Below are 17,829 nucleotides of genomic sequence, written 5' to 3'. Positions count from 1 at the left end.
TGGGCAGCAATCTGATCCAGACTCATGGGCTGTCATCAGACCCTCGGCGTGAGTTTTTGCGTGCAACGGACGTATACCGTTAACCAGCGTGACGATCGCCCCGAGCAAGGCCATCCACCTTGGTTCCCGCAGCGGCGCGATAGTAGATTTCAGTCACCCGAAACCGACTATCGATGCGTTTGCACTGGATGATGACGTCGATCGCGATCTTCAGCATTTCGCGTATGTCGTTTCGCTCCAGGTCCCACCCGCCGTCGGATTCCCTCACCAGCAGTATCAGCTGTTCGAATGCAAGCCTGGCCGAGCCGGCATGGACGGTGGTGATCGAACCCGGATGACCTGAGTTCACATTGCGAATGTAGTAGAAGGCGGTGCCGTCGCGCAGCTCCTGCAGAAGAATGCGATCCGGTCGCATGCGCAGGCAGGATTCGAGCAGATCCTTCGCCCCGACCTTCGCCAGCCCTTGGCCGCCCTTGGAATAGAAGAGACGGACGTGGTTCGGCTGCGGGATGACGAGCTCGGGCGTGTCTTCGATGGAGATGATGCGTTCGCTCGAAGGGATATGGCGGATCAAGGCCTTCGAGCGCGTCATCTTGCCGGATCCTGTCGCCAGGGTCGCGCCATATGTGACAACGCCGACAGAATTTTGGTCGCCTTGAAAGGATCCGAACCATCGACCCGCAAAGCAAAGCGCCTGATCTCAATGCAATAGGATCACCGACCCAAAGGCTAAAGTTCTGGATGAAAGTAGACCATGCTACGCAATGGCTTTCCACAATTTTCCGCTGGATCGGCAGCTTGAAAATAAGAACAAAGAGTAGACAGAAATTCATCTCTATAGGATAGGTAAGCGGCAAGACAGCGAACCCATGCGTGCACGATTCGGGAGCTAGCCGTGACTTTCGTTACCCATCGCGACCCTATCGACACTCCCGTCCTCCGCAAGGAGAGAGGCGCGTTCTTCACGCCTCCGGAAATTACCCGTTTCATTTCCAAATGGGCCATTCGCGCGCCTGAGGATCGCGTACTCGAGCCTGCCGCTGGCGACGCTGCATTCTTGGTTTCCGCGGTCGATCGCCTTCGTGAACTCGCTCCCCGCAGGCGCTCGTCTCCGATGGTTCATGGCGTGGAGATACACGCCCACAGCGCTGATGTTTCCCGCAAGCGGGTCGCTGACGCCGGGGGCAAGGCCGATATTCAACTGTCCGACTTCTTTGCCGTCACGCCTGACCCAGCGTTCGACGCCGTCATCGGAAATCCTCCCTATATTCGATACCAGGACTTTACCGGGGAAGCCCGGGCCCGGGCCCGGGAGGCGGCCATCAGGGGCGGCATTTCCTTGACGGGGCTCGCGTCGAGTTGGGCCGCATTCACCGTGCACTCGGCGTTGTTCCTGAAGAAAGGTGGCCGCCTGGCCTTCGTCTTGCCCGCCGAACTGCTCTCGGTGAACTATGCGGCTCCCGTCCGCAAATTCCTGTTCAGTCGATTCCGCGACGTGCAACTCGTATTGTTCGACGAACAAGTGTTCCCGGAGGCGGAAGCGGACGTCGTGCTTCTCCTTGCTGATGGCTACCTTGAGGGGCCGGCGGATTTCGCAACGATCCGCCAAACAAAGAACGCTGCAACGCTCGACACTTTAGGCCCGGGACAGAGCTGGACACCGGCCGACCCAGCGGGCAAGTGGACCAGCAGTCTCGTCGATGTCGACGCGGTGCATGTTTTGCACGCTCTCTCGGCAGCTGGCCTCTACACGAACCTGGAAACCTGGGGCGACACGACGCTCGGAATGGTAACTGGAAACAACAAATACTTCACGCTTCCCCCCCAGCGCGTAGCCGAGCTCGGACTACGCCCGGACGAGTTGCTCAGCCTTTCACCGCCCGGAAGCTCCCATTTGCGGGGCCTCTCGCTTTCGAATGCCCAGCTGAAGAAGCTCGGTGAAGAGGGCAACGCAATCCATCTGTTCTATCCGAATGACCCGCCTTCCAAGGCTGCTGCGGCATATATTGCCGACGGCCACAGGACAGGCGTCGACACCGCCTATAAATGCCGAGTCCGCAAGACCTGGTACCGGGTGCCACTCATTTCTCCCGCGGACCTTTTGCTGACATGCATGAATGCGGACACGCCCCGCATCACGGAAAACGCGGCCAAGGCCCGTCACCTTAATTCGGTGCATGGGGTTTACCTGAACGAGGCATATACGCTCCTGGGCCGCGAGCTCCTCCCTGTCGCCAGCTTGAACTCAATTTCCTTGTTGCATGCCGAAATGGTCGGCCGCGCCTACGGAGGCGGAATCCTGAAGATCGAGCCAAAGGAGGCCGACGTTTGGGCCATGCCTTCCCCGACCCTGGTTGCCTCCAGAGCCGATGAGCTTCGCAAGGCCAAGCGAAGCGTTGGGAAGCTCCTGGACAAAGGGCGGCTGCTCGATGCCGTCAAGCTCGTTGACGAGGTACTGCTGGTCGACGGCGAGGTTTCGGCGGTGCAAATGGCAGCCGTGCGGAATGCACGCGCGGAACTCGCGAACCGCCGCAATTTGAGGGCAGCAAGTGGCCGCTAAACCAAGTTCGAAAGCGGAAGCCTGGGAAATCTTCGACCACATCGTCGCATCTGCCGCACCTGGCGGGAAACACAGCAATCCGTGGGTTCTTGGATCAGACGGCCAGCCGTCCTTCCGGCCCGACTACAAGACCCTCGCGCTGCTGCTCGGCGTTCCGCTCCACCTGAAAGTGGGGACGCAGACGGGAGTGCCCGCCCTCGCCCTTGATGTCTGGCTCAGCTATGAGCTTCGCAGGGCTGGTTTCGGCACGGACCAAGTCTGGCCAAGGCCGGTGAACCCTCGCGTTCTTCCCGCGCCTGTCGCGGCATTCGTCAAGTCACTTCCCATTGCGATTCGAGCCAAGGCCCAAACCCATCTGATATCGAACACGTCCATTCCCAGCGTTACCTCCTCCTCTGCTTCGATTCTCGGCAAAAACTACCTGAAACAGGTAGATGTGATCATCGCCGATTGGGTGACCGGCCCGGAATTGTTGATTTCGACGAAGCGAATGGATTCGTCCTATGGAAAGAATGCGCCGAACCGCATCGAGGAATCCTATGGCGACGCCAAGAATCTTCGCTTGCGCCACCCACTGGCGGCTCTGGGGTTCTTGTTCGGCCTGCGGTCTGACATCCTGGAAAAGGAACCCAAGACGGCAGAGTGGTTATTCGACCTTTTGTCCAAGCTTGGCCGTGAGGACGATGCGTATCACTCCACATGCCTGGTTTTGATGGAATATTCAACTGATCCAATACTACCGACAACCGATGAGGAAGAACCCAGCGACGGCATATTGGAGCCAGGCCCGCAGCCGATAACGGATCCAGCCGACGATGAGATCGCGCACCTTGCGGAAAGCACGGTCGAGAGCATCGTCAAGGCCCTGCCCAAGGTATCGATCCTCGAAGAGCGAACCCCAGATGACCTTTCGCCGGCCCGTTTTCTGACGTCGTTGATTACGCGCGTTCTCGCGACTACGCCTGTCAACATGCATGAAGAGGCGAGGCGGCGCCGCGCTTCTATCTTACCGAGGAAATAGAAGCCCAAGCGGTTTTTTAAAGTTGCCTGATCGCATGACGATGGCTTTCACATGCGCACATTTATCTAGCGCCTTGATGGGAATCTCGCTCCGTCTGATCTCCAACCACATGCGCGGCAATTGATCCAGAATCGCGATCCATTCCCCCACAGCGTCGTGAGTCTTGGCTGCCAAAGGACTTTCGGCGTTAACGATCACAACGATCGCAGCGCGCAAGATCATCGACCTTGGTTTCCGCGGTGGCCCGATAGTAGATTTCAGTCACCCGAAACCGACCATCGATGCGTTTGCATTGGACGATGACGTCGATCGCTATCTTCAGCATCTCGCGTATGTCGTTCCGCTCCAGATCCCGCCCGCCGTCCGATTCCTTAACCAGCAGTGTCAGCTGTTCGAATGCAAGCCCGGCCGAGTCGGCGTGGACGGTGGTGATCGAACCGGGATGTCCTGAGTTAACGTTGCGAATGTAATAGAACGCTGTGCCGTCACGCAGTTCCTGGAGAAGAATGCGATCCGGCCGCATGCGCAGGCAGGATTCGAGCAGGTCCTTCGCCCCGACTTTCGCCAGCCCTTGGCCGCCTTTGGAATAGAAGAGACGGACGTGGTTCGGCTGCGGGATGACGAGCTCGGGCGTGTCTTCGATGGAGATGATGCGTTCGCTGGAAGGAATATGGCGGATCAACGCCTTCGAAAGCGTCGTCTTGCCGGATCCTGTCGCCCCGGAGATGATGATGTTCTTGCGCGCATGGACAGCCTCTCGAAGAAATGCCTGGTATGACCCGGTTCGATGGAGGTCCAGGAGCGTACGGTCGATTGCAGAGACGTCCGCCTCTTCCCTTGCCACCTCGGCGAACAAGCCGCCTTGATCAAGATCGTTCAGGCTCAGAGACACCGACGACGGCTTTCTGATCGTGATGCTGACGGTTCCCTTTGTCGTGGCCGGCGGGATGACGATCTGGATGCGCTCGTCGCCCGGCAACGTTGCCGAGAGGATGGGTCTGGTTTCGTCGATTGCCTGGTTGGAATAGCTGGCGACAGCGCGTGCGAGACGCATCAGCTTGTCGAACGACAGCTCCGGCAGATCGTGGGTTTGCCACCCGGCCGTCCCCTCGGTGACCACCTGCGTCGGCCAGTTGACGATGATCTCAAATAGAGACTTGTCGCGCAGGAAGGGCGACAGCGGTACCAGCAACTCGCGCACGACGCCGGAGTCGGCTCCCTCCGTCATGAGCGGGCCTATTTCGTGACCAGGGTCGAGGCTGGACGGAAGTCGCCAAGAACCGCCCGATCGTAGATGCGATTGCGCGGTTCGCTCACGCGAAGCCGATAGACGCTCGAGAAATCGAGATCACGTGCCACGAAGATCGAGACCAGCTCGCCTTGATGCTTCAACAGCGTCGGCGGAATATTGATCGACTGCTCGACGGCGATGGTCGCGGCTTGCTTGCCGGCGCTCGTCGTGTTGTCTGCCTCGACATCGCTATCCTGCAGCTGGCTGTTGGCGTAGGAGGTGGCGTCGCCGACGATGGACAACAGGATCGCGCTGCCGAAACGTTCCCACCAATGGGTATCGACATAGCCGTCGACACCGGCACGCCCAAGGGCATCGGTTGCCAGTGACGCCAGGGTGATGATCACCCCCTTCGGCGTCTTTGCCCGATTCCAGAGAACAAAAAGGCGTTTCTGACCGCGGCGAAGGCCGCCCCGATATTCGCCGACGACCTGCGTGCCCTTTTCCATCAGCACGACGCGGCCGTTGTCCGACAGGACGTCGCGGTTGATGACACAGCTCGTGAACCCGGGCTGGTCGGAGGAAAGGGCTGTCTCCAGGACGCATGGAATGGAGGTGCCCATGGCAACGATGAAGTCCCGATTTCCAAGGGTTCCGGCGCGCGAGCCCTGCAGTTGTGTCGGCGTCAGCATCCGATTGAAGCGCTGGTCCTCGTTTTCCGCCTGGGCACCGAGACCGCCCGGATTATTCCCGAGGGGAACGTAGTTCGAAGCGGCATCGGTGCTGGCATTCTGGTCTCGGGGATGAGACTGGGGAGATTTTTCACCACCATAGGCGATGACCGGCGCGCGGCGGGCAGCGTCCAGGAGCTTCTCATCCTCGCCCGCCTGCTCGGGCATGCCGGGCGTCGGCAGGATGGTTTCCGGCGGCGTGGCGACGGGTTGGACCGGCTCCTTTGCCGGCTCGAAATCGGATGTCTGCCGGATGACGACGCGTTCGGGCTGGACCCCGTCGGCGGGCTTATCCTGGCCACGCATCGACCAGAGCGCAAAGCCGACGAAGGCGATGATTGCCAGCGCCACCGCACCACGTCTCACCGTCGGATTACTGTCGAGGCCGCGGCGGGTCGTCGTCTCCGCGCGCTCACCTGGGATGTGGGGGCTGTCTTCCTCGGCCATGACGTCCTCCTATTGTCCACTCGCAGCCTGCGTCTTCACGACGCGCTCGACAGAGGGTGAGGTCGTATTCGTATCGGGATTGATGCCGATACGATCATAGGCCTCGTTGAAGACGCACAGCACGTCGCCTCCCCTGCGCAGGATGAACTTGCGGCTGATCGCGTGCACCAGCACCAGGTTGTTGTCGACGGACTTCGGCACGAGGCTCTCGCTGCCGTCGGAATTTTCCATGTAGATCGCCGGCATTTCCTGGTTGCCGGCAAAGGCGAATGTGGTGACCTTGCCGTTGTCGTAGACGGCCTGCGGTTCGAGTGCCGCGGACCCTTGAGCCGAATAGCGCCAGTTGCGTGGGCCATAGGCTTCGTGAAGGGCGAGAACCTTGTCCGCTTCGCCGGCTTGGGCCGCTTGCGCCCGGGCGGCAGTCTCCAGCCTCCGACGTTCGGCCTCGTCGGCGGGATAGCGATACTTCACATAGAAGTAGGTGTTCTGCCCGGCCTCGACCGTGCCGTCGCGCACCGTCAGTTCCATCTGGTAGCTGCGTGTCGAGCCGTCCCGCCTGGTCGTCACGACCGAGATGTTGGTCACCGGCTGGTTTTCACGGGGTTTCAGGAACAGGATATTGCCGGCCGGCGCCACTTCCCATGCGACGCTGTTGCCGAGCGCGACGTGGGCGATCTCCTCGTCGGCGGCAAACTCGATCTGCACCGAGGACCGCAAGGTGCCGACGATCTTCGTGATGTTGTAGGGCTGGTAGTCGATGAAACGGACGCGGCTATCCTGGGATGCGCCGCGCGGAATATCGAGTGCTAGCGCCGTCGTGGAGAGGCCGGCGACCATGGCCAGGGCGATCAGGACACTCTGCTTCAATTGATGGCCTCCGGATCGGCGCGATATTCGCTGACGGCGAAACCAAGCGGATTGGTCAGCCGGTCGGTCGAGGACATCGGCGCGTTGACATAGGAAAAGGTGAGCGTTGCCACCCAGTGGGTGGTCCTGACGTCGTCACCGCGGGTGACGGTTCTGATATAGCGCACCGAAGCCACGTTCGCGTTGATCAGCGAGATCGAGACGACATTGATGCGGGACGTCGCACCGCGGCCATAGATATTCTGCGGAGAGTCCGGATTGCCGCCTCGGTAGATCGCCGCAAAACGCGCCTGCTCCGGCTGTGTCGAGAGCAGGGCGACGGTGCGAAAATTGTCCTCGGCCTCGCTCCAGACATAGGCTTCCCGCGCACGCACATACTTGGCGGCAAAATACTTGGTCACCGCCTCGTCATAGCTGCCGGCCGTCGAAGTCAGCGCCGAGACGACGTCGACGATGCCGGTCGAATTGTCGACGCGGATCACAAAGGGCTCGACCGTTTTCAAGGGTGTGAGGCCGGCAACGGCGACGATCGAAGTGGCGGCAAGCACGCTTGCGGCGATCGCGATGGACCAGGCGATGCGCGCCGACCGCTCCACCTGGATAAGCCGATCCTGATCGAAGCGGCGAGCCTTGTCGAAATAGCTCTTCAGATTGTCCGGACTGACCATCTCACCCCTCCTGGCATGGCCGATAGGAGGCCACGACGTCAAAATGCGCGAAGGCGGCAGGTTTCTCCATCAGCGGCTCTTCCAGATAAGACACCTGGCCGGTCGCCGTCGCCGAGACTGCGTCATTGCCGCCGTGCCTGGCGGGCTTGTTATCCTCCCACTGCCACATGGCGCGGTTGAGCGGCCGGCGCGAATAGCCATCGCATTTGGGCAAAGGGTGGGACCTCGATGCGCAGCCGGTGAGCTCTATGGCAAGGAGGAGCGAGACGATAATGCGGATCATTGAAATGCAAACCTCTGAAACGTTTGTCGTGGAGAATGCAGCGTCCGGTCGCTCAAGACCTGAGGCGGCGGCTGACGAAATGGGCGCCCCGCCCAACTGCTCTGGTGCCGTGCGAGGCGGCCCAGGCGAGCGTGCTTTCATGGGCGTCTCGGCTGGCACCATAGCCGTAGGTCAGCGACGCCCCGCCCGCCGCGAGCGCCGAGGCAATGCCGGGCAGCTGGTAGAAGACGTAGAGAGCGGCAAGGCAGATCGCGCAAAGGGCGACCGGACGCATCATGACATCCGTATAGCTTTCGATTGCAGTGAAGGTCGTGTCGATGCAGCTGATCAGTAGTGAACCGATGGCAACGACCAGGACCTGGAGAATGACGAAATTGGCGAGCTGACCGATCCAGGATTCGGTGAAACGACGGGTGGACTGGAACATCGCAAGCGCGACGAAGATCGGGCCGATCGCCAGCACGATGGCGAGCGCCAGCCGGGCATAGAGGGAGACGATATAGCCGATCGCCGCCACGGTGAAGCTCGCGCCGATGGCCATCATCCCGCCGATGCCGGTGACGATGTCGGCCGGCCAGGTCGCCCGCGCCCAGATTTCCTGGGCGCATTTCTGGCCCTTGTCGAGCAGGCTGTCGAAGGTGGAAGCGCTGGGTGCCGTCCCCGAGTTCAGCGCCTGCGAGATCTCGCGCGGCAGCGTCTTGAAGAAAATGTTGGTGACGTAGGTCTGATAGTCGCTGGCGTTGCGCACCAGCATCACGATGATCGCAAGCTTCATCGCCCGGAACGCGAATTCGAGAATGGGCTCCTGGACCGAGCCCCGCAGGACAAGATAGCCATAGAGCACGACATAGAGCGTCAGCGCCGCGGTCAGCGGGCCGCTGATCCAGCTGGCGATGTTTGACGTGCCCGACGAGATGAAATTCTCTAGCGGCGCCTTGAACTGGCCGTCGACGAAGCTGAAGACCTGGTACATGGCTCAGCCTCCAAGCGACCTGTTCATGCGTTCAAGGCGCAGCTTCCAGTCCGCCGCCTCCGCGTTTTGGCAATTGGGCGTCTGACGCAAGGCGCCCGGGTTGTTGCGGCATTCACTTGTGATCTTCGCCAGAAGGACCTCATCAGCCATGAGTTCGTCGACGGTATGGATCTTGTCGCCCTCGCCGAAGCAGCCAGGAAGGGTGAGCATGACGATGCCAAGCAGGAGATGTTTCATTTGAGCGCCTCTCCCATGGCATCGAGGCGCTTGCGCCAATCCTCGGCCTTGCGCTGGTCGTCGACCTGAACCTGTGCCTGCTGGACCATCTGGAGAGCCTGCATGCGCAGCACATCGGTTTGCAGGAAGGCGGTTTCGGCCTGCAGCCGTGCCTGAAGGTCGGCGATATCCTTGGCATCCGCGGCACCTGAGATCTGCTGGCGCAGCTCATCGATGCCGTCGATGCGTTTGGTGGCGGCATCGTAGATCTGCTGGCCGAGGCTCATCTGGCCGGCATTCTGGTTCTGGGCGCGGGCCAATTCCTGCGCATAGAAATCATTGGCATCGGTGCGATAGGTCGAATTCTCTTCAAGGAATTGCGAAGCGGAATTGCCGAAGACACCGGTGCCCGCTCCCTTGAGCAACCCTTCGATGTCTTTGAAATCCTGCGGCAATGCCTTGCGGATCGACGGATCGTTCAGCAGGCTGGCGACATCGGCCATGTTGGTGATCTTGTTCAGCGATGCGTAAAGCTGCTGCGCCTGTTGAAGCTGTCGATTGAGCGTGTCGAGCTGAGATTTCAGCTGGGTGATGCTCTCGATCTGCTTGGCGATCGCCGTCTCATCGATGACCGGAATTCCCTGTGCGAATGCGGTTCCAACAGGCAACAGCGCAGCCATCGCCGCGAGCGCAAACACTATTCTGACCCTTTCCATCAATCCGTTCTCCCTCTTTGCTGAAACACCGGTAGCCAGTCTTCGAGCCGGTCGCCGACCTCCGCCCGGATCGCCTCGGCACGTTCGACGTTCGCGGTGCGGCCGGACAGGATGTCGAGCTCGTCAGCGAAGCCCCTGAGGTTCAGTTCGGCGACGACGCTGTTGTGACCCTGCTTGACGATGAAACGGCGGCTCTCGACCGAAAGCTCGCGGGAGAGAAGTTCGAACTCGCGCGCCGTCAGTTTGAACCCGTCGACGTAATCGGCATGGTCGCCGCGCGGATTGGGAAGGAAGATCTGCGTCGGGCACTGCTCGATGATCGTGTGGGCGATCGGCGAGACGATCGCGTCGCGCGGGCTTTGGGTCGCAAACAACATCAGTCCGTTCTGTTTGCGGATCGTCTTCAGTTTGTTCTGCGCGAGGTCGCGAAAGCCTTCATCCTGCAAGGCCTTCCAGAACTCGTCGATGACGATGATGATGCGCCGCCCGTCGATCAGCTGCTCGATGCGAAAGAACAGGTAGGCCATCAACGGGGTGCGGATTTCCTCATTGTCGAGGAAGTCGGTCATGTCGTATCCGATGAACTTGGCGCCGATTCCGATGTCGTCGCTCCCGTTGTCGAACACCCAGCCGAGCGGCCCTCCCCTCTCCCACCGCCTGAGCCGCGAGGCGATGCCTTCGGGGTCGGTGTTGTTGAGGAAGGTGCGCAAGGCGCCGATCGAGCGTCTTTCGACCGGCAGGTCGGCCAGGCCATCGATGGCCAAGGCGATGTCGCGTAGCTCCAAGACGGTCAGCTCGCGCTTTGCCGATCCGACCAGCTGGCCGACCCAGCGGGCGAGGAACACCTTGTTCTCGGGCGTGAGTTCAAGCGCCTTCAACGGCGCGCAGCCGGTGGCAACACCGTTTCGAAGCGGCAGGTAAGTGCCGCCCGCGGCCCGGACGAAGAGGTCGGCTCCCCGATCCTTGTCGAAGAAGACCATGTGGGGATCATGTTTTTCGAGTTGGGAGAGCATGAAGTTCAAGAGCACCGTCTTGCCGGTGCCAGACGGGCCGCAGACGAAGGTGTTGCCAAGGTCGCTGTGATGGAAATTGAAATAGAAGGGCGAGCCGGAGGCAGTCTTCAGCATGGCGACGGCCGGTCCCCATTCATTGCCGTCCTTTTTACCGGTGGGATAGGAATGATAGGGGGCAAGCGCCGCGAAATTTCGCGAGGTGATCGCGCCCGATCTTGCGCGATAGCGGAAATTGCCCGGCAGCTGCCCCCACCAGGCCGCCTCGAGCCCGAGATCCTCGCGGGCAACGACCGCGCCGCCGTTGGTGAGGTACGCCCGTGCTTTCGCCATATGATCGGTCAGCTCCTTCACCGAAGGCGCAAAGACCGACAGCGCCAGATGGTGCTCTCCAAGCACAAAGCGGTTCGATTCCAGGTCGTCCATGGCATCGCCGAGTTCTTCGATCTGCGACGCCGCCTTGTCGCCGGCGCTTACCATCTGGTTCTGTTTGCGTCCCATGATCGTGCGCGCATCGGCTTTCGAGACGAAGGAGAAAGACTGCGTCAGGATGAGCTCGAACGGCGCCGTCAAAATGCCGTCGAGCATGCCGCTGCGGGTGGTCGCCGGATATTCCTTGAACCCGAATATGCCGGCATAGCGGCTTTCGGCCTCATGACGGATCTCGATGGTCTCGCGCCCGAAGATCACCCGATCCGAGTAGATCGCCGAGGAGATCCTGCCCTCCGTCAGCGGAATGCGCTCCCGTCGGCCGCCGACGATCTGATGCAGGACCTCGCTCGGTTCGGAGAAGATGATGTCGTCCTGCTGGTAGAGGGAGAGCACCCGAGGCTCGAAGCGTTTCAGCCCGGCGGTCACGTCCGACACTTTGTCCTGCAGGTGCTTCAGGGCATCCTCGTCGACTTCGACGCCGGTGCGGCGCGCCCTGCGCAGGCGCGAAAGAAGGTTGGCTGCTTTTTCGGCCGGATCCCGGCCCGGATGCCAGACAAGCGAGAGGTACAGATCGTTTCGAAACAGATCCTCTCCGATCATGCGTTCGCGGTATCTTGCATTCAGCCCCTGCGAAAAACGATTGGCGAACTCTCCGTCCGGATAGTCGTTGTCGCGGCGGCGAATGACATGTGTCCAGAGCGCCAGGCGTTCGTCGGCGATGTTGCGGTAGAGCGTATTGAGGTCGCGGTGCAGACTGTTGAGATCCAGGACATCGGCAGTCTCGAAGGATATGCCATCGAGCGCGAGCATCACCATCAGCGCCCTGGATTCGAGCGCAATCGTTGTCTCGTCGACGTGACGGACGTGCGGAATGAAGGTTTCCGGCCCGAGTTCACGCGAGCGAAGCGTTGCGATGCTAGGCAAGGCTCAAATCCCTTTCGTCATAGCGCCGGATGAGGATCAAGGGTGAGAGTGTGGAGCCACCCCAATAGGCGGCGTTACGTGACCGGCCGCGCGTCTCGATCCAGGCGATCAGGACCCGAAACATGTTATGGTCGTGCTTGACGAGCGTGCGGAATATGAGATGGAACACCACGCCGACAAGCGCGTAGGCGATCGATCCCGCGGTGATGTAGAGGATCGTCGTCAGCATGACGTTCACGCCCACCGCCTCCATCGTCACGCCGGCGATCATCGCCGGGCGGGTGCAGGCAAGGAACAGGAAATCTTCCTCGATAGCGACGGCTGTCGGCATGATGATCAGCTTCCAACGATCGTATTGACGAGTTCTGTCGCGCCGAAAATCCCGCCGATGCCGATGATCCAGAAGCCGGCGCGGCGCAGATCCATGTAGCCGAACATCCAGGCGATGCAGATGATGATGACGGCGATGACCGCAAGCAGCCGGGCGATGTTGCCGGTCAGCATGTCGACGATGTTCTGCAGGACGGTTTCGACCCCGGCTGCCTGGGCGAAGGCCGGCTCCACCAGGCAGACAACGATGGCTGCTGCCATCAGGAGAGAGGCCGCGACTGGGCGAAGTGCTGCTTTTGAGATCATTTACGTTGCTCCGATCGTTCGTTCTGAAAAACGAGAACCTGGGATGACCGCCGGGCGTTGAAGACGTCCCACGATGCGGCTTCACTGGATTGGGGAAGGAATTGTTCGGCCGGGGATGTCTCCCGGCTGGCGGGCCGGTCCGCGCGAGGGGCATCTTCACGAGGCTCGGCGATAGCGAGAGATGCCAGGTCGGAAGGCAGGCGGACCATTTCCTGGCGAACCTGCTCGTCATATTTGATCATTTCGCCAACGGACGGATCGTCACGTCCGTAGTAGGACTGAAGCATCACCTTTTCGGCCTGCTTCGCATCGGCGCCGGCGCGCAGGGCCAGGCGATAATAGCCGTCGAGCAGAGTGCCCGTCGCCTTGAGGTTCAGGCAGGGATCGAACGCATCCGAAATCGAAAGCTTGAGCCTGCGCAACTCCGCCTCGCCAACGCCGCCGAGCCCGATCTGGATGTCCTGTCGATCGGCAACAAGGGCGGTCGTAATTTCGATCGCTTCGGCCTTCGACACAGGCTGGCGCTCAAGCGGTGGGCCGCTGTTGATACGAATGGCGAAGGGGCTGAAACCGCTCTCGAGACTGATGACGGCGGCGAGCGTCCTGACGTCCACCATGGGTGCGCAGCTCTGGGCGAGGTCCATGAAAGCGACGACCATCGATCAGTACCAGACCCGCTGCGTCGCCGCCCCGTCGATTGTGACGTCGACATAGTGGGGCTGCGATCTGACGTTCGGGCGGGCCGTCGGGTAGCCCATGCATTGGCGCCGTCCATCCAGCAGCTGCCATCGCGGGGACTGAACCGAACCGTTGCTGAAATTATACCCGTCCCCAACATGAGGGCAGGATGCATCGCTCACCGGCTGGAGGGCTATCGACACGCAGGTTGTTTCCTGCCCGCGCGGAGCATAATCGCTTTCCAGCCGGTATCCGGATTCGCAGTAGTACGGCTCATAGCCCGGGCGCGAACTGTGGAAGGTGGCGCCGCTGCATGTCGGGAACGAATGCCCCTCGGCAAGCTCGCGCCACAGCTTCTGGATCGGCGGCCGGCATTCCGCGAACTGCGTCGGGCCTCCAGGGTTGGAGAGGCACAGGATAACCTCGCAACCCCAATCATTTGCTTGCGCCCTGCCAGGTGAAGTAAGGTAGGGTGGCAACATGCAGCAGGCCGCCACGACTGAGTTGAACAGAAGGTTTTTCATGAGCACGACCCTTCAACGGACATCCCATTGTGGAAGAGGTGGTTTGTCTGTAGACCAACTTATACTGAATTATATAACATAGTAAAATAACATGACAAGAGCACTCACGACCCAATGGCGGAATCTGGCTTTCTCAGGTCTCATCCTGCACGAGATCCTCGATCATCCCCTCGAAGACGAGACGCCTCAGGCAAGGCTGAAGCAGGTCGGCATGATGACGGTCCTCTACAGCATGAACCAGGCTCATCAAAAGCTAACCCTTTCCAGTATCATGGAAATTACGGCTCTCACGCGCACTGGCGTCAAGGAGACGGTGGATCTTCTGGTGAGACGAGGAATGTTGGACGAGACGATCGTCAAGAACTCGATGGGGCGCGGAACAGCGCGCCAGTTCGAGATTTCAGAAGGGCTTCTGGAGAAACTGACCTCGTTCGGAGCCGGATGACAACGGTTTTAAGTGACGATTTTAGTTGCGTATCAATTATCAAGGGCAAGTCGGTTGACACCCCAATCCAGGGCACGGCATCCAGGGCGAAGGGTGAGACGCGTGCCGGGCACATTGGGCGCTCGATCGCCATTTCGCCGGCCACGACAAGAAACCGGAAAGATCGCTGGGGTCACTCTCCCTGTCGCGTTCCGACCTTCCAAGCAGGTATTTGCTCGTCGAAACCTTTGAGCTGCCGCGGGCCGAGAGCGACCAATAGAATTTTTCCAAGCACGGATTGCGCCACGGCGTGATCCACGAGGATTTGCCGATCATCGGCGGACGAACAGAGTCGCGATGCCAGGTTCACGACATGTCCGATCGCGGTGTAGTCAACACGGGCTTCGTAACCAATTCGGCCGACTGTCGCCCATCCCATCGCCAGTCCTATGCCGAAGCCAATCGCATGACTGCGCAGACGCCATTCGGCGATCAGGCGCTGGATGGCGTCTTGCATGTCGATCGCCATCTCAACAGCACGAAGTGCCGGGTCTGCGCACGGTACCGGGGCGTTGACGAGCACCATCAAACCGTCTGCCGCGAAGTTGGTCAGCGTGGCCTCGTAGCGTGTGATGATCGTGCCGAGCGCCTCATAGTACTCGCGCAAGACCTGCATGATCTCCTCGGGTTCGGCGTGCGCCGAAAAAGCGGTGAAGCCACGTAAATCGCAGAATACAGCGACGACTTCTGCGCGCTGTCCGGCGAGCACGCTCTCGTCGCCGGACTTTTCGACGAGTTCCGCGACCTGCGGCGCCAGAAAACGCTTCAGCCGTGCAATTCGCTCTGAACGATCCCGCGATACGGCGAGTTCTTGCGCCATTTCATTGAACCGGTCCGCCAGCCGTTCGAATTCGTCTCCTGTAGCGATGTCGATCCGGTGCTCGAACTGTCCCGCACCGATTTTTTCGGTGCCTTCCTCCAGCAGGCGGATTGGTCCGGTCATCCGCCTGGCAAGCCAGTAGGCAAGCGCCGATGCGAAGACGGCAGCGGCGAGCAGCAGGCCACCCGTCCGCCACAATGACGCATACAGCGGTGCGAAAGCCTCGGCCTGCGCCTGCTCCACGAACACGGTCCAACCGAGATTGGGGATCGCCGCCATGGCGGTCACAACCGGTTCGTTCTCGGCGTTGCGCGCCGTGGTCGCCTCTCCGCCTGCGGCGGCGATCTCGTCCCGCAATCTGGTGAGGGCCGCCGCTGTCTTCTCGTCCGTGCCCTGCAACACCTTGCTGATGTCCGGGTGGGCGATGAGCCGGCCGGTCCGATCGAGAACAAACGCCCGGCCACGACTACCGACGCGAATTTCCGAAACAACCGTCCAGACAAGCTTCAGGTTGATTTCGGCGACGACGATGCCACCTGCCTTGCGGTTTCCGGCCATGGCCATGGTCATGAACGGTTCGGAGCCGTCGCGAAAAGTGACTGGTCCGAACCATGTGCCATTCGAACGAACTCCCACGACAGCAGGATCGCCAGAGCGATCCAATCCGCCTTCCATCCTGTTCAAGTCGATACGGGAGACATGCAGCCGTTCGACGCCGACAGCGTCAACAAGGGTGATGCTGACGATCGCCGGGGCTTGGCGCATCACCCGCAGTGCATCGAGCCGATGGCGTCCCTCGGCATCAGCGGTCCAGGCTTGCTGGACCGTCCAACCCAGTTGATCCTTGATGCCGTCGAGAAAGCTCTGAATTTTGCCGGCCGCCGATGTGGCCTCCACCCGCAATAGAGCGCTGAGCATTGCACGCTGGTCGCGATAGCCGAACCAGGCGTCGCCGATGCCGCTAACAGCCAGCGGAACAATGACCGCAGCGAAGAAGGCGAGGAAGTACTTCCGGAACAGCGATCGGCGCATCGGGGCGGCTTGAAGCTGGACCGAACGCCGCACACCATCCTCACTCGATGACTTCATCAGCCATCAGCAAAACCGTCTGCGGCAGCTCGATCCCGAGTGCATTTGCCGTCTTCAGATTGACCGACAAGTCGAACTTCGTCGGCTGCTCGATCGGCAACTCCCCTGGCTTGGTTCCTTTCAAAATGCGATCGACATAATAGGCGAGCCGATGTTGCATTACACCATAGTCCGCCGAATAGGCCATCAGGCAGCCGTCTGCGACGTACCACGAGCCCCAAGCCATGATCGGCAGGTGATGCTCGATCGCCAAGGCGGCGATTCGCGACGACTGGTCGGCCAGCATGAGGTCTGGAAGCACCAAGGCAGCTTGAGCGCCATCGGCCTTCATGCGCGAGAACGCAGCATCGAGTTCGCCCGGCTCGCTGACTTGCTGGAGGCTCAAAGCCACTCCGAGGTGGCGAGCAGCTTGCTTGGTGTCCGTTTCGAAGGGGAGATATGACACCACCGGGTTTGCCAGCACGCCGACAGTGGCAAGCCCCGGTATGGCCTCCATCAAAAGCTGCAGCCGTTTGGCGGCTAGTTCGGTGGCGTAATAAGTGACGCCCGTGAGATTGCCCCCAGGTTTTGCGAGGCTTCTCGCCAAGCCTGCCGCAACTGGGTCACCGCTGATGATGGTCACGATTGGAATCGCATCGGTCGCTCCTTGGGCAGCATGCGCCGCCGGCTGAGACGACGTCACGATCACATCCACGGGGAGCTGCACCAGGTCCCTCGCCGCGGCCGCAAGGCGACTGTCTTGCTTACTCGCGCTCCGGCATTCGAAGCTGAGTTCGTGCAGCGTGTAGCCCAGGTCGTGAAGCCCTTGCATGAACATGCCGAACTCACTGGTTTCGCTCGCATACGGCATACCGCAAGGCCACCAGGCGAGAAGGCCGATCCGTGGCGCCTTGGCCGACGTCTGCTGCGCGGCGGCGATAGCAGGAAAGCTCATCGCCAGCGCGACTGCAAGTTTGAGGAAGGGACGTCGTTTCGGTTTCATCCGAACACCCCTCGCTGACCCACGGCATATAACGGGTGGGATGATGAGATCCGGCTAATTGCTGCAAACTCACATTTCGAAGCGCCCTTCTCCCGAAGGAACGACCGACGAACAAGCCAACATATTCGGTGGACCAAAGTATAGTCGAAATTGGCGCGGATTGGTAGCACGGGCAGCCTGCTCGGCGGTTGCTGGAATTCCGTAAGATCTGTTGGCTTTGATTGCGATAAGAACAAATGGAGATGCGGCTGCCTGTGGGCAATTTTCGTAAGGGTGACCGCTCCAGCGGCCGATCGATGCGCTGATCGCCGCGTTAGCGGGCCACTCCGCGAACGCAGACAGACCGGACAACATATGCCAGCCAAGCAGGTTCAGCCACCTTGGATATATTATCTCGCGGATATCCATAATTCGCAAACATATACAATTTGCGCAGGAATCCATTCGTCGGCGGTCCGCATTCTATCGGAAAACGCAGGAATTAACAAAGCCTTAAGCAATTTGGATACTTCTTGCACATTAGTATGACTTATTGAC

At 60.3% G+C, this 17,829-nt stretch carries 18 protein-coding genes and 1 pseudogene; 3 read left to right on the top strand and 16 right to left on the bottom strand.

Annotation, left to right across the window (positions count from 1 at the left end; genetic code table 11):
- Positions 1–79 precede the first annotated feature (79 nt).
- Positions 80–610 (bottom strand): annotated as a pseudogene (locus CUJ84_RS26240) (ATPase, T2SS/T4P/T4SS family); the annotation flags it as partial.
- A 285-nt stretch (positions 611–895) separates the two neighbouring features.
- On the opposite strand from CUJ84_RS26240, the gene CUJ84_RS26235 reads away from it, so the two are divergent.
- Both CUJ84_RS26235 and CUJ84_RS26230 read left to right on the top strand, forming a co-directional pair.
- On the top strand, positions 896–2,560 hold the full coding sequence (locus tag CUJ84_RS26235; RefSeq protein WP_105008617.1) for an HsdM family class I SAM-dependent methyltransferase: 1,665 nt from the start codon (positions 896–898) through the stop codon (positions 2,558–2,560).
- Positions 2,550–3,581 carry a hypothetical protein gene (locus tag CUJ84_RS26230; protein ID WP_105008616.1) on the top strand — a complete coding sequence of 344 codons (1,032 nt, stop codon included), beginning with the start codon at positions 2,550–2,552 and terminating at the stop codon, positions 3,579–3,581. The genes CUJ84_RS26235 and CUJ84_RS26230 overlap by 11 nt, the downstream gene beginning before the upstream one ends.
- 187 nt (positions 3,582–3,768) lie before the next feature.
- On the opposite strand, the gene virB11 is transcribed toward CUJ84_RS26230, so the two are convergent.
- From virB11 to CUJ84_RS26160, 13 genes are read right to left on the bottom strand one after another with little or no spacing between them, the layout of a single operon-like run.
- A complete protein-coding gene (gene virB11 / locus CUJ84_RS26220; RefSeq protein WP_105008614.1) occupies positions 3,769–4,809 on the bottom strand; it encodes a P-type DNA transfer ATPase VirB11 in 1,041 nt (346 codons plus the stop codon).
- An 8-nt stretch (positions 4,810–4,817) separates the two neighbouring features.
- Complete coding sequence (gene virB10 / locus CUJ84_RS26215) at positions 4,818–5,990, bottom strand: type IV secretion system protein VirB10 (protein WP_105008613.1); 1,173 nt, start codon at positions 5,988–5,990, stop codon at positions 4,818–4,820.
- Positions 5,991–5,999: 9 nt separating this feature from the next.
- Entirely contained in the window at positions 6,000–6,827 is an 828-nt protein-coding gene (gene virB9, locus CUJ84_RS26210; protein WP_432444920.1) for a P-type conjugative transfer protein VirB9, read from the bottom strand.
- Between the two features lie 26 nt (positions 6,828–6,853).
- On the bottom strand, positions 6,854–7,525 hold the full coding sequence (locus CUJ84_RS26205) for a virB8 family protein (RefSeq protein ID WP_105008611.1): 672 nt from the start codon (positions 7,523–7,525) through the stop codon (positions 6,854–6,856).
- Position 7,526: 1 nt separating this feature from the next.
- Positions 7,527–7,808 (bottom strand): hypothetical protein, encoded by a 282-nt coding sequence (locus CUJ84_RS26200; RefSeq protein WP_105008610.1) that lies wholly within the window; start codon positions 7,806–7,808, stop codon positions 7,527–7,529.
- Between the two features lie 52 nt (positions 7,809–7,860).
- Positions 7,861–8,781 (bottom strand): type IV secretion system protein, encoded by a 921-nt coding sequence (locus CUJ84_RS26195; protein ID WP_105008609.1) that lies wholly within the window; start codon positions 8,779–8,781, stop codon positions 7,861–7,863.
- Between the two features lie 3 nt (positions 8,782–8,784).
- Positions 8,785–9,018 carry an EexN family lipoprotein gene (locus tag CUJ84_RS26190; protein ID WP_105008608.1) on the bottom strand — a complete coding sequence of 78 codons (234 nt, stop codon included), beginning with the start codon at positions 9,016–9,018 and terminating at the stop codon, positions 8,785–8,787.
- The gene (virB5, locus tag CUJ84_RS26185) at positions 9,015–9,713 is read right to left on the bottom strand and encodes a P-type DNA transfer protein VirB5 (protein ID WP_105008607.1); all 699 of its coding nucleotides are present in this window, start codon (positions 9,711–9,713) and stop codon (positions 9,015–9,017) included. Before virB5 ends, CUJ84_RS26190 begins: the two co-directional genes overlap by 4 nt.
- A complete protein-coding gene (locus tag CUJ84_RS26180) occupies positions 9,713–12,079 on the bottom strand; it encodes a VirB4 family type IV secretion/conjugal transfer ATPase (protein ID WP_105008606.1) in 2,367 nt (788 codons plus the stop codon). Before CUJ84_RS26180 ends, virB5 begins: the two co-directional genes overlap by 1 nt.
- The gene (locus tag CUJ84_RS26175; RefSeq protein WP_105008605.1) at positions 12,072–12,410 is read right to left on the bottom strand and encodes a type IV secretion system protein VirB3; all 339 of its coding nucleotides are present in this window, start codon (positions 12,408–12,410) and stop codon (positions 12,072–12,074) included. Before CUJ84_RS26175 ends, CUJ84_RS26180 begins: the two co-directional genes overlap by 8 nt.
- A 5-nt stretch (positions 12,411–12,415) precedes the next feature.
- The gene (locus CUJ84_RS26170; protein WP_105008604.1) at positions 12,416–12,715 is read right to left on the bottom strand and encodes a TrbC/VirB2 family protein; all 300 of its coding nucleotides are present in this window, start codon (positions 12,713–12,715) and stop codon (positions 12,416–12,418) included.
- On the bottom strand, positions 12,712–13,374 hold the full coding sequence (locus CUJ84_RS26165; protein WP_105008603.1) for a lytic transglycosylase domain-containing protein: 663 nt from the start codon (positions 13,372–13,374) through the stop codon (positions 12,712–12,714). The genes CUJ84_RS26170 and CUJ84_RS26165 overlap by 4 nt, the downstream gene beginning before the upstream one ends.
- Before the next feature lie 3 nt (positions 13,375–13,377).
- Positions 13,378–13,917, bottom strand: coding sequence for a hypothetical protein (locus CUJ84_RS26160; RefSeq protein ID WP_105008602.1), 540 nt, complete (start codon positions 13,915–13,917; stop codon positions 13,378–13,380).
- Between the two features lie 91 nt (positions 13,918–14,008).
- On the opposite strand from CUJ84_RS26160, the gene CUJ84_RS26155 reads away from it, so the two are divergent.
- Positions 14,009–14,362: a MarR family transcriptional regulator gene (locus CUJ84_RS26155; RefSeq protein ID WP_105008601.1), complete on the top strand. Its 354-nt coding sequence runs from the start codon at positions 14,009–14,011 to the stop codon at positions 14,360–14,362.
- A gap of 172 nt (positions 14,363–14,534) precedes the next feature.
- On the opposite strand, the gene CUJ84_RS26150 is transcribed toward CUJ84_RS26155, so the two are convergent.
- Positions 14,535–16,286 carry an adenylate/guanylate cyclase domain-containing protein gene (locus CUJ84_RS26150; RefSeq protein ID WP_105008600.1) on the bottom strand — a complete coding sequence of 584 codons (1,752 nt, stop codon included), beginning with the start codon at positions 16,284–16,286 and terminating at the stop codon, positions 14,535–14,537.
- Between the two features lie 7 nt (positions 16,287–16,293).
- A complete protein-coding gene (locus CUJ84_RS26145) occupies positions 16,294–17,292 on the bottom strand; it encodes an ABC transporter substrate-binding protein (RefSeq protein ID WP_105008599.1) in 999 nt (332 codons plus the stop codon).
- Positions 17,293–17,829 lie beyond the last annotated feature (537 nt).

The sequence above is a fragment of the Rhizobium leguminosarum genome, assembly GCF_002953715.1.
Classification (GTDB): domain Bacteria; phylum Pseudomonadota; class Alphaproteobacteria; order Rhizobiales; family Rhizobiaceae; genus Rhizobium; species Rhizobium leguminosarum_V.
This window is presented reverse-complemented; position numbering and strand designations above follow the sequence as displayed.

Coding starts and splice junctions, on each gene's coding strand:
- CUJ84_RS26155 (WP_105008601.1), top strand. CDS start 14,009: ATGACAAGAGCACTCACGACCCAATGGCGGAATCTGGCTTTCTCAGGT.
- CUJ84_RS26165 (WP_105008603.1), bottom strand. CDS start 13,374: ATGGTCGTCGCTTTCATGGACCTCGCCCAGAGCTGCGCACCCATGGTG.
- CUJ84_RS26175 (WP_105008605.1), bottom strand. CDS start 12,410: ATGCCGACAGCCGTCGCTATCGAGGAAGATTTCCTGTTCCTTGCCTGC.
- CUJ84_RS26160 (WP_105008602.1), bottom strand. CDS start 13,917: ATGAAAAACCTTCTGTTCAACTCAGTCGTGGCGGCCTGCTGCATGTTG.
- CUJ84_RS26200 (WP_105008610.1), bottom strand. CDS start 7,808: ATGATCCGCATTATCGTCTCGCTCCTCCTTGCCATAGAGCTCACCGGC.
- CUJ84_RS26145 (WP_105008599.1), bottom strand. CDS start 17,292: ATGAAACCGAAACGACGTCCCTTCCTCAAACTTGCAGTCGCGCTGGCG.
- virB10 (WP_105008613.1), bottom strand. CDS start 5,990: ATGGCCGAGGAAGACAGCCCCCACATCCCAGGTGAGCGCGCGGAGACG.
- CUJ84_RS26205 (WP_105008611.1), bottom strand. CDS start 7,525: ATGGTCAGTCCGGACAATCTGAAGAGCTATTTCGACAAGGCTCGCCGC.
- CUJ84_RS26190 (WP_105008608.1), bottom strand. CDS start 9,018: ATGAAACATCTCCTGCTTGGCATCGTCATGCTCACCCTTCCTGGCTGC.
- CUJ84_RS26170 (WP_105008604.1), bottom strand. CDS start 12,715: ATGATCTCAAAAGCAGCACTTCGCCCAGTCGCGGCCTCTCTCCTGATG.
- CUJ84_RS26195 (WP_105008609.1), bottom strand. CDS start 8,781: ATGTACCAGGTCTTCAGCTTCGTCGACGGCCAGTTCAAGGCGCCGCTA.
- virB5 (WP_105008607.1), bottom strand. CDS start 9,713: ATGGAAAGGGTCAGAATAGTGTTTGCGCTCGCGGCGATGGCTGCGCTG.
- virB9 (WP_432444920.1), bottom strand. CDS start 6,827: ATGGTCGCCGGCCTCTCCACGACGGCGCTAGCACTCGATATTCCGCGC.
- virB11 (WP_105008614.1), bottom strand. CDS start 4,809: ATGACGGAGGGAGCCGACTCCGGCGTCGTGCGCGAGTTGCTGGTACCG.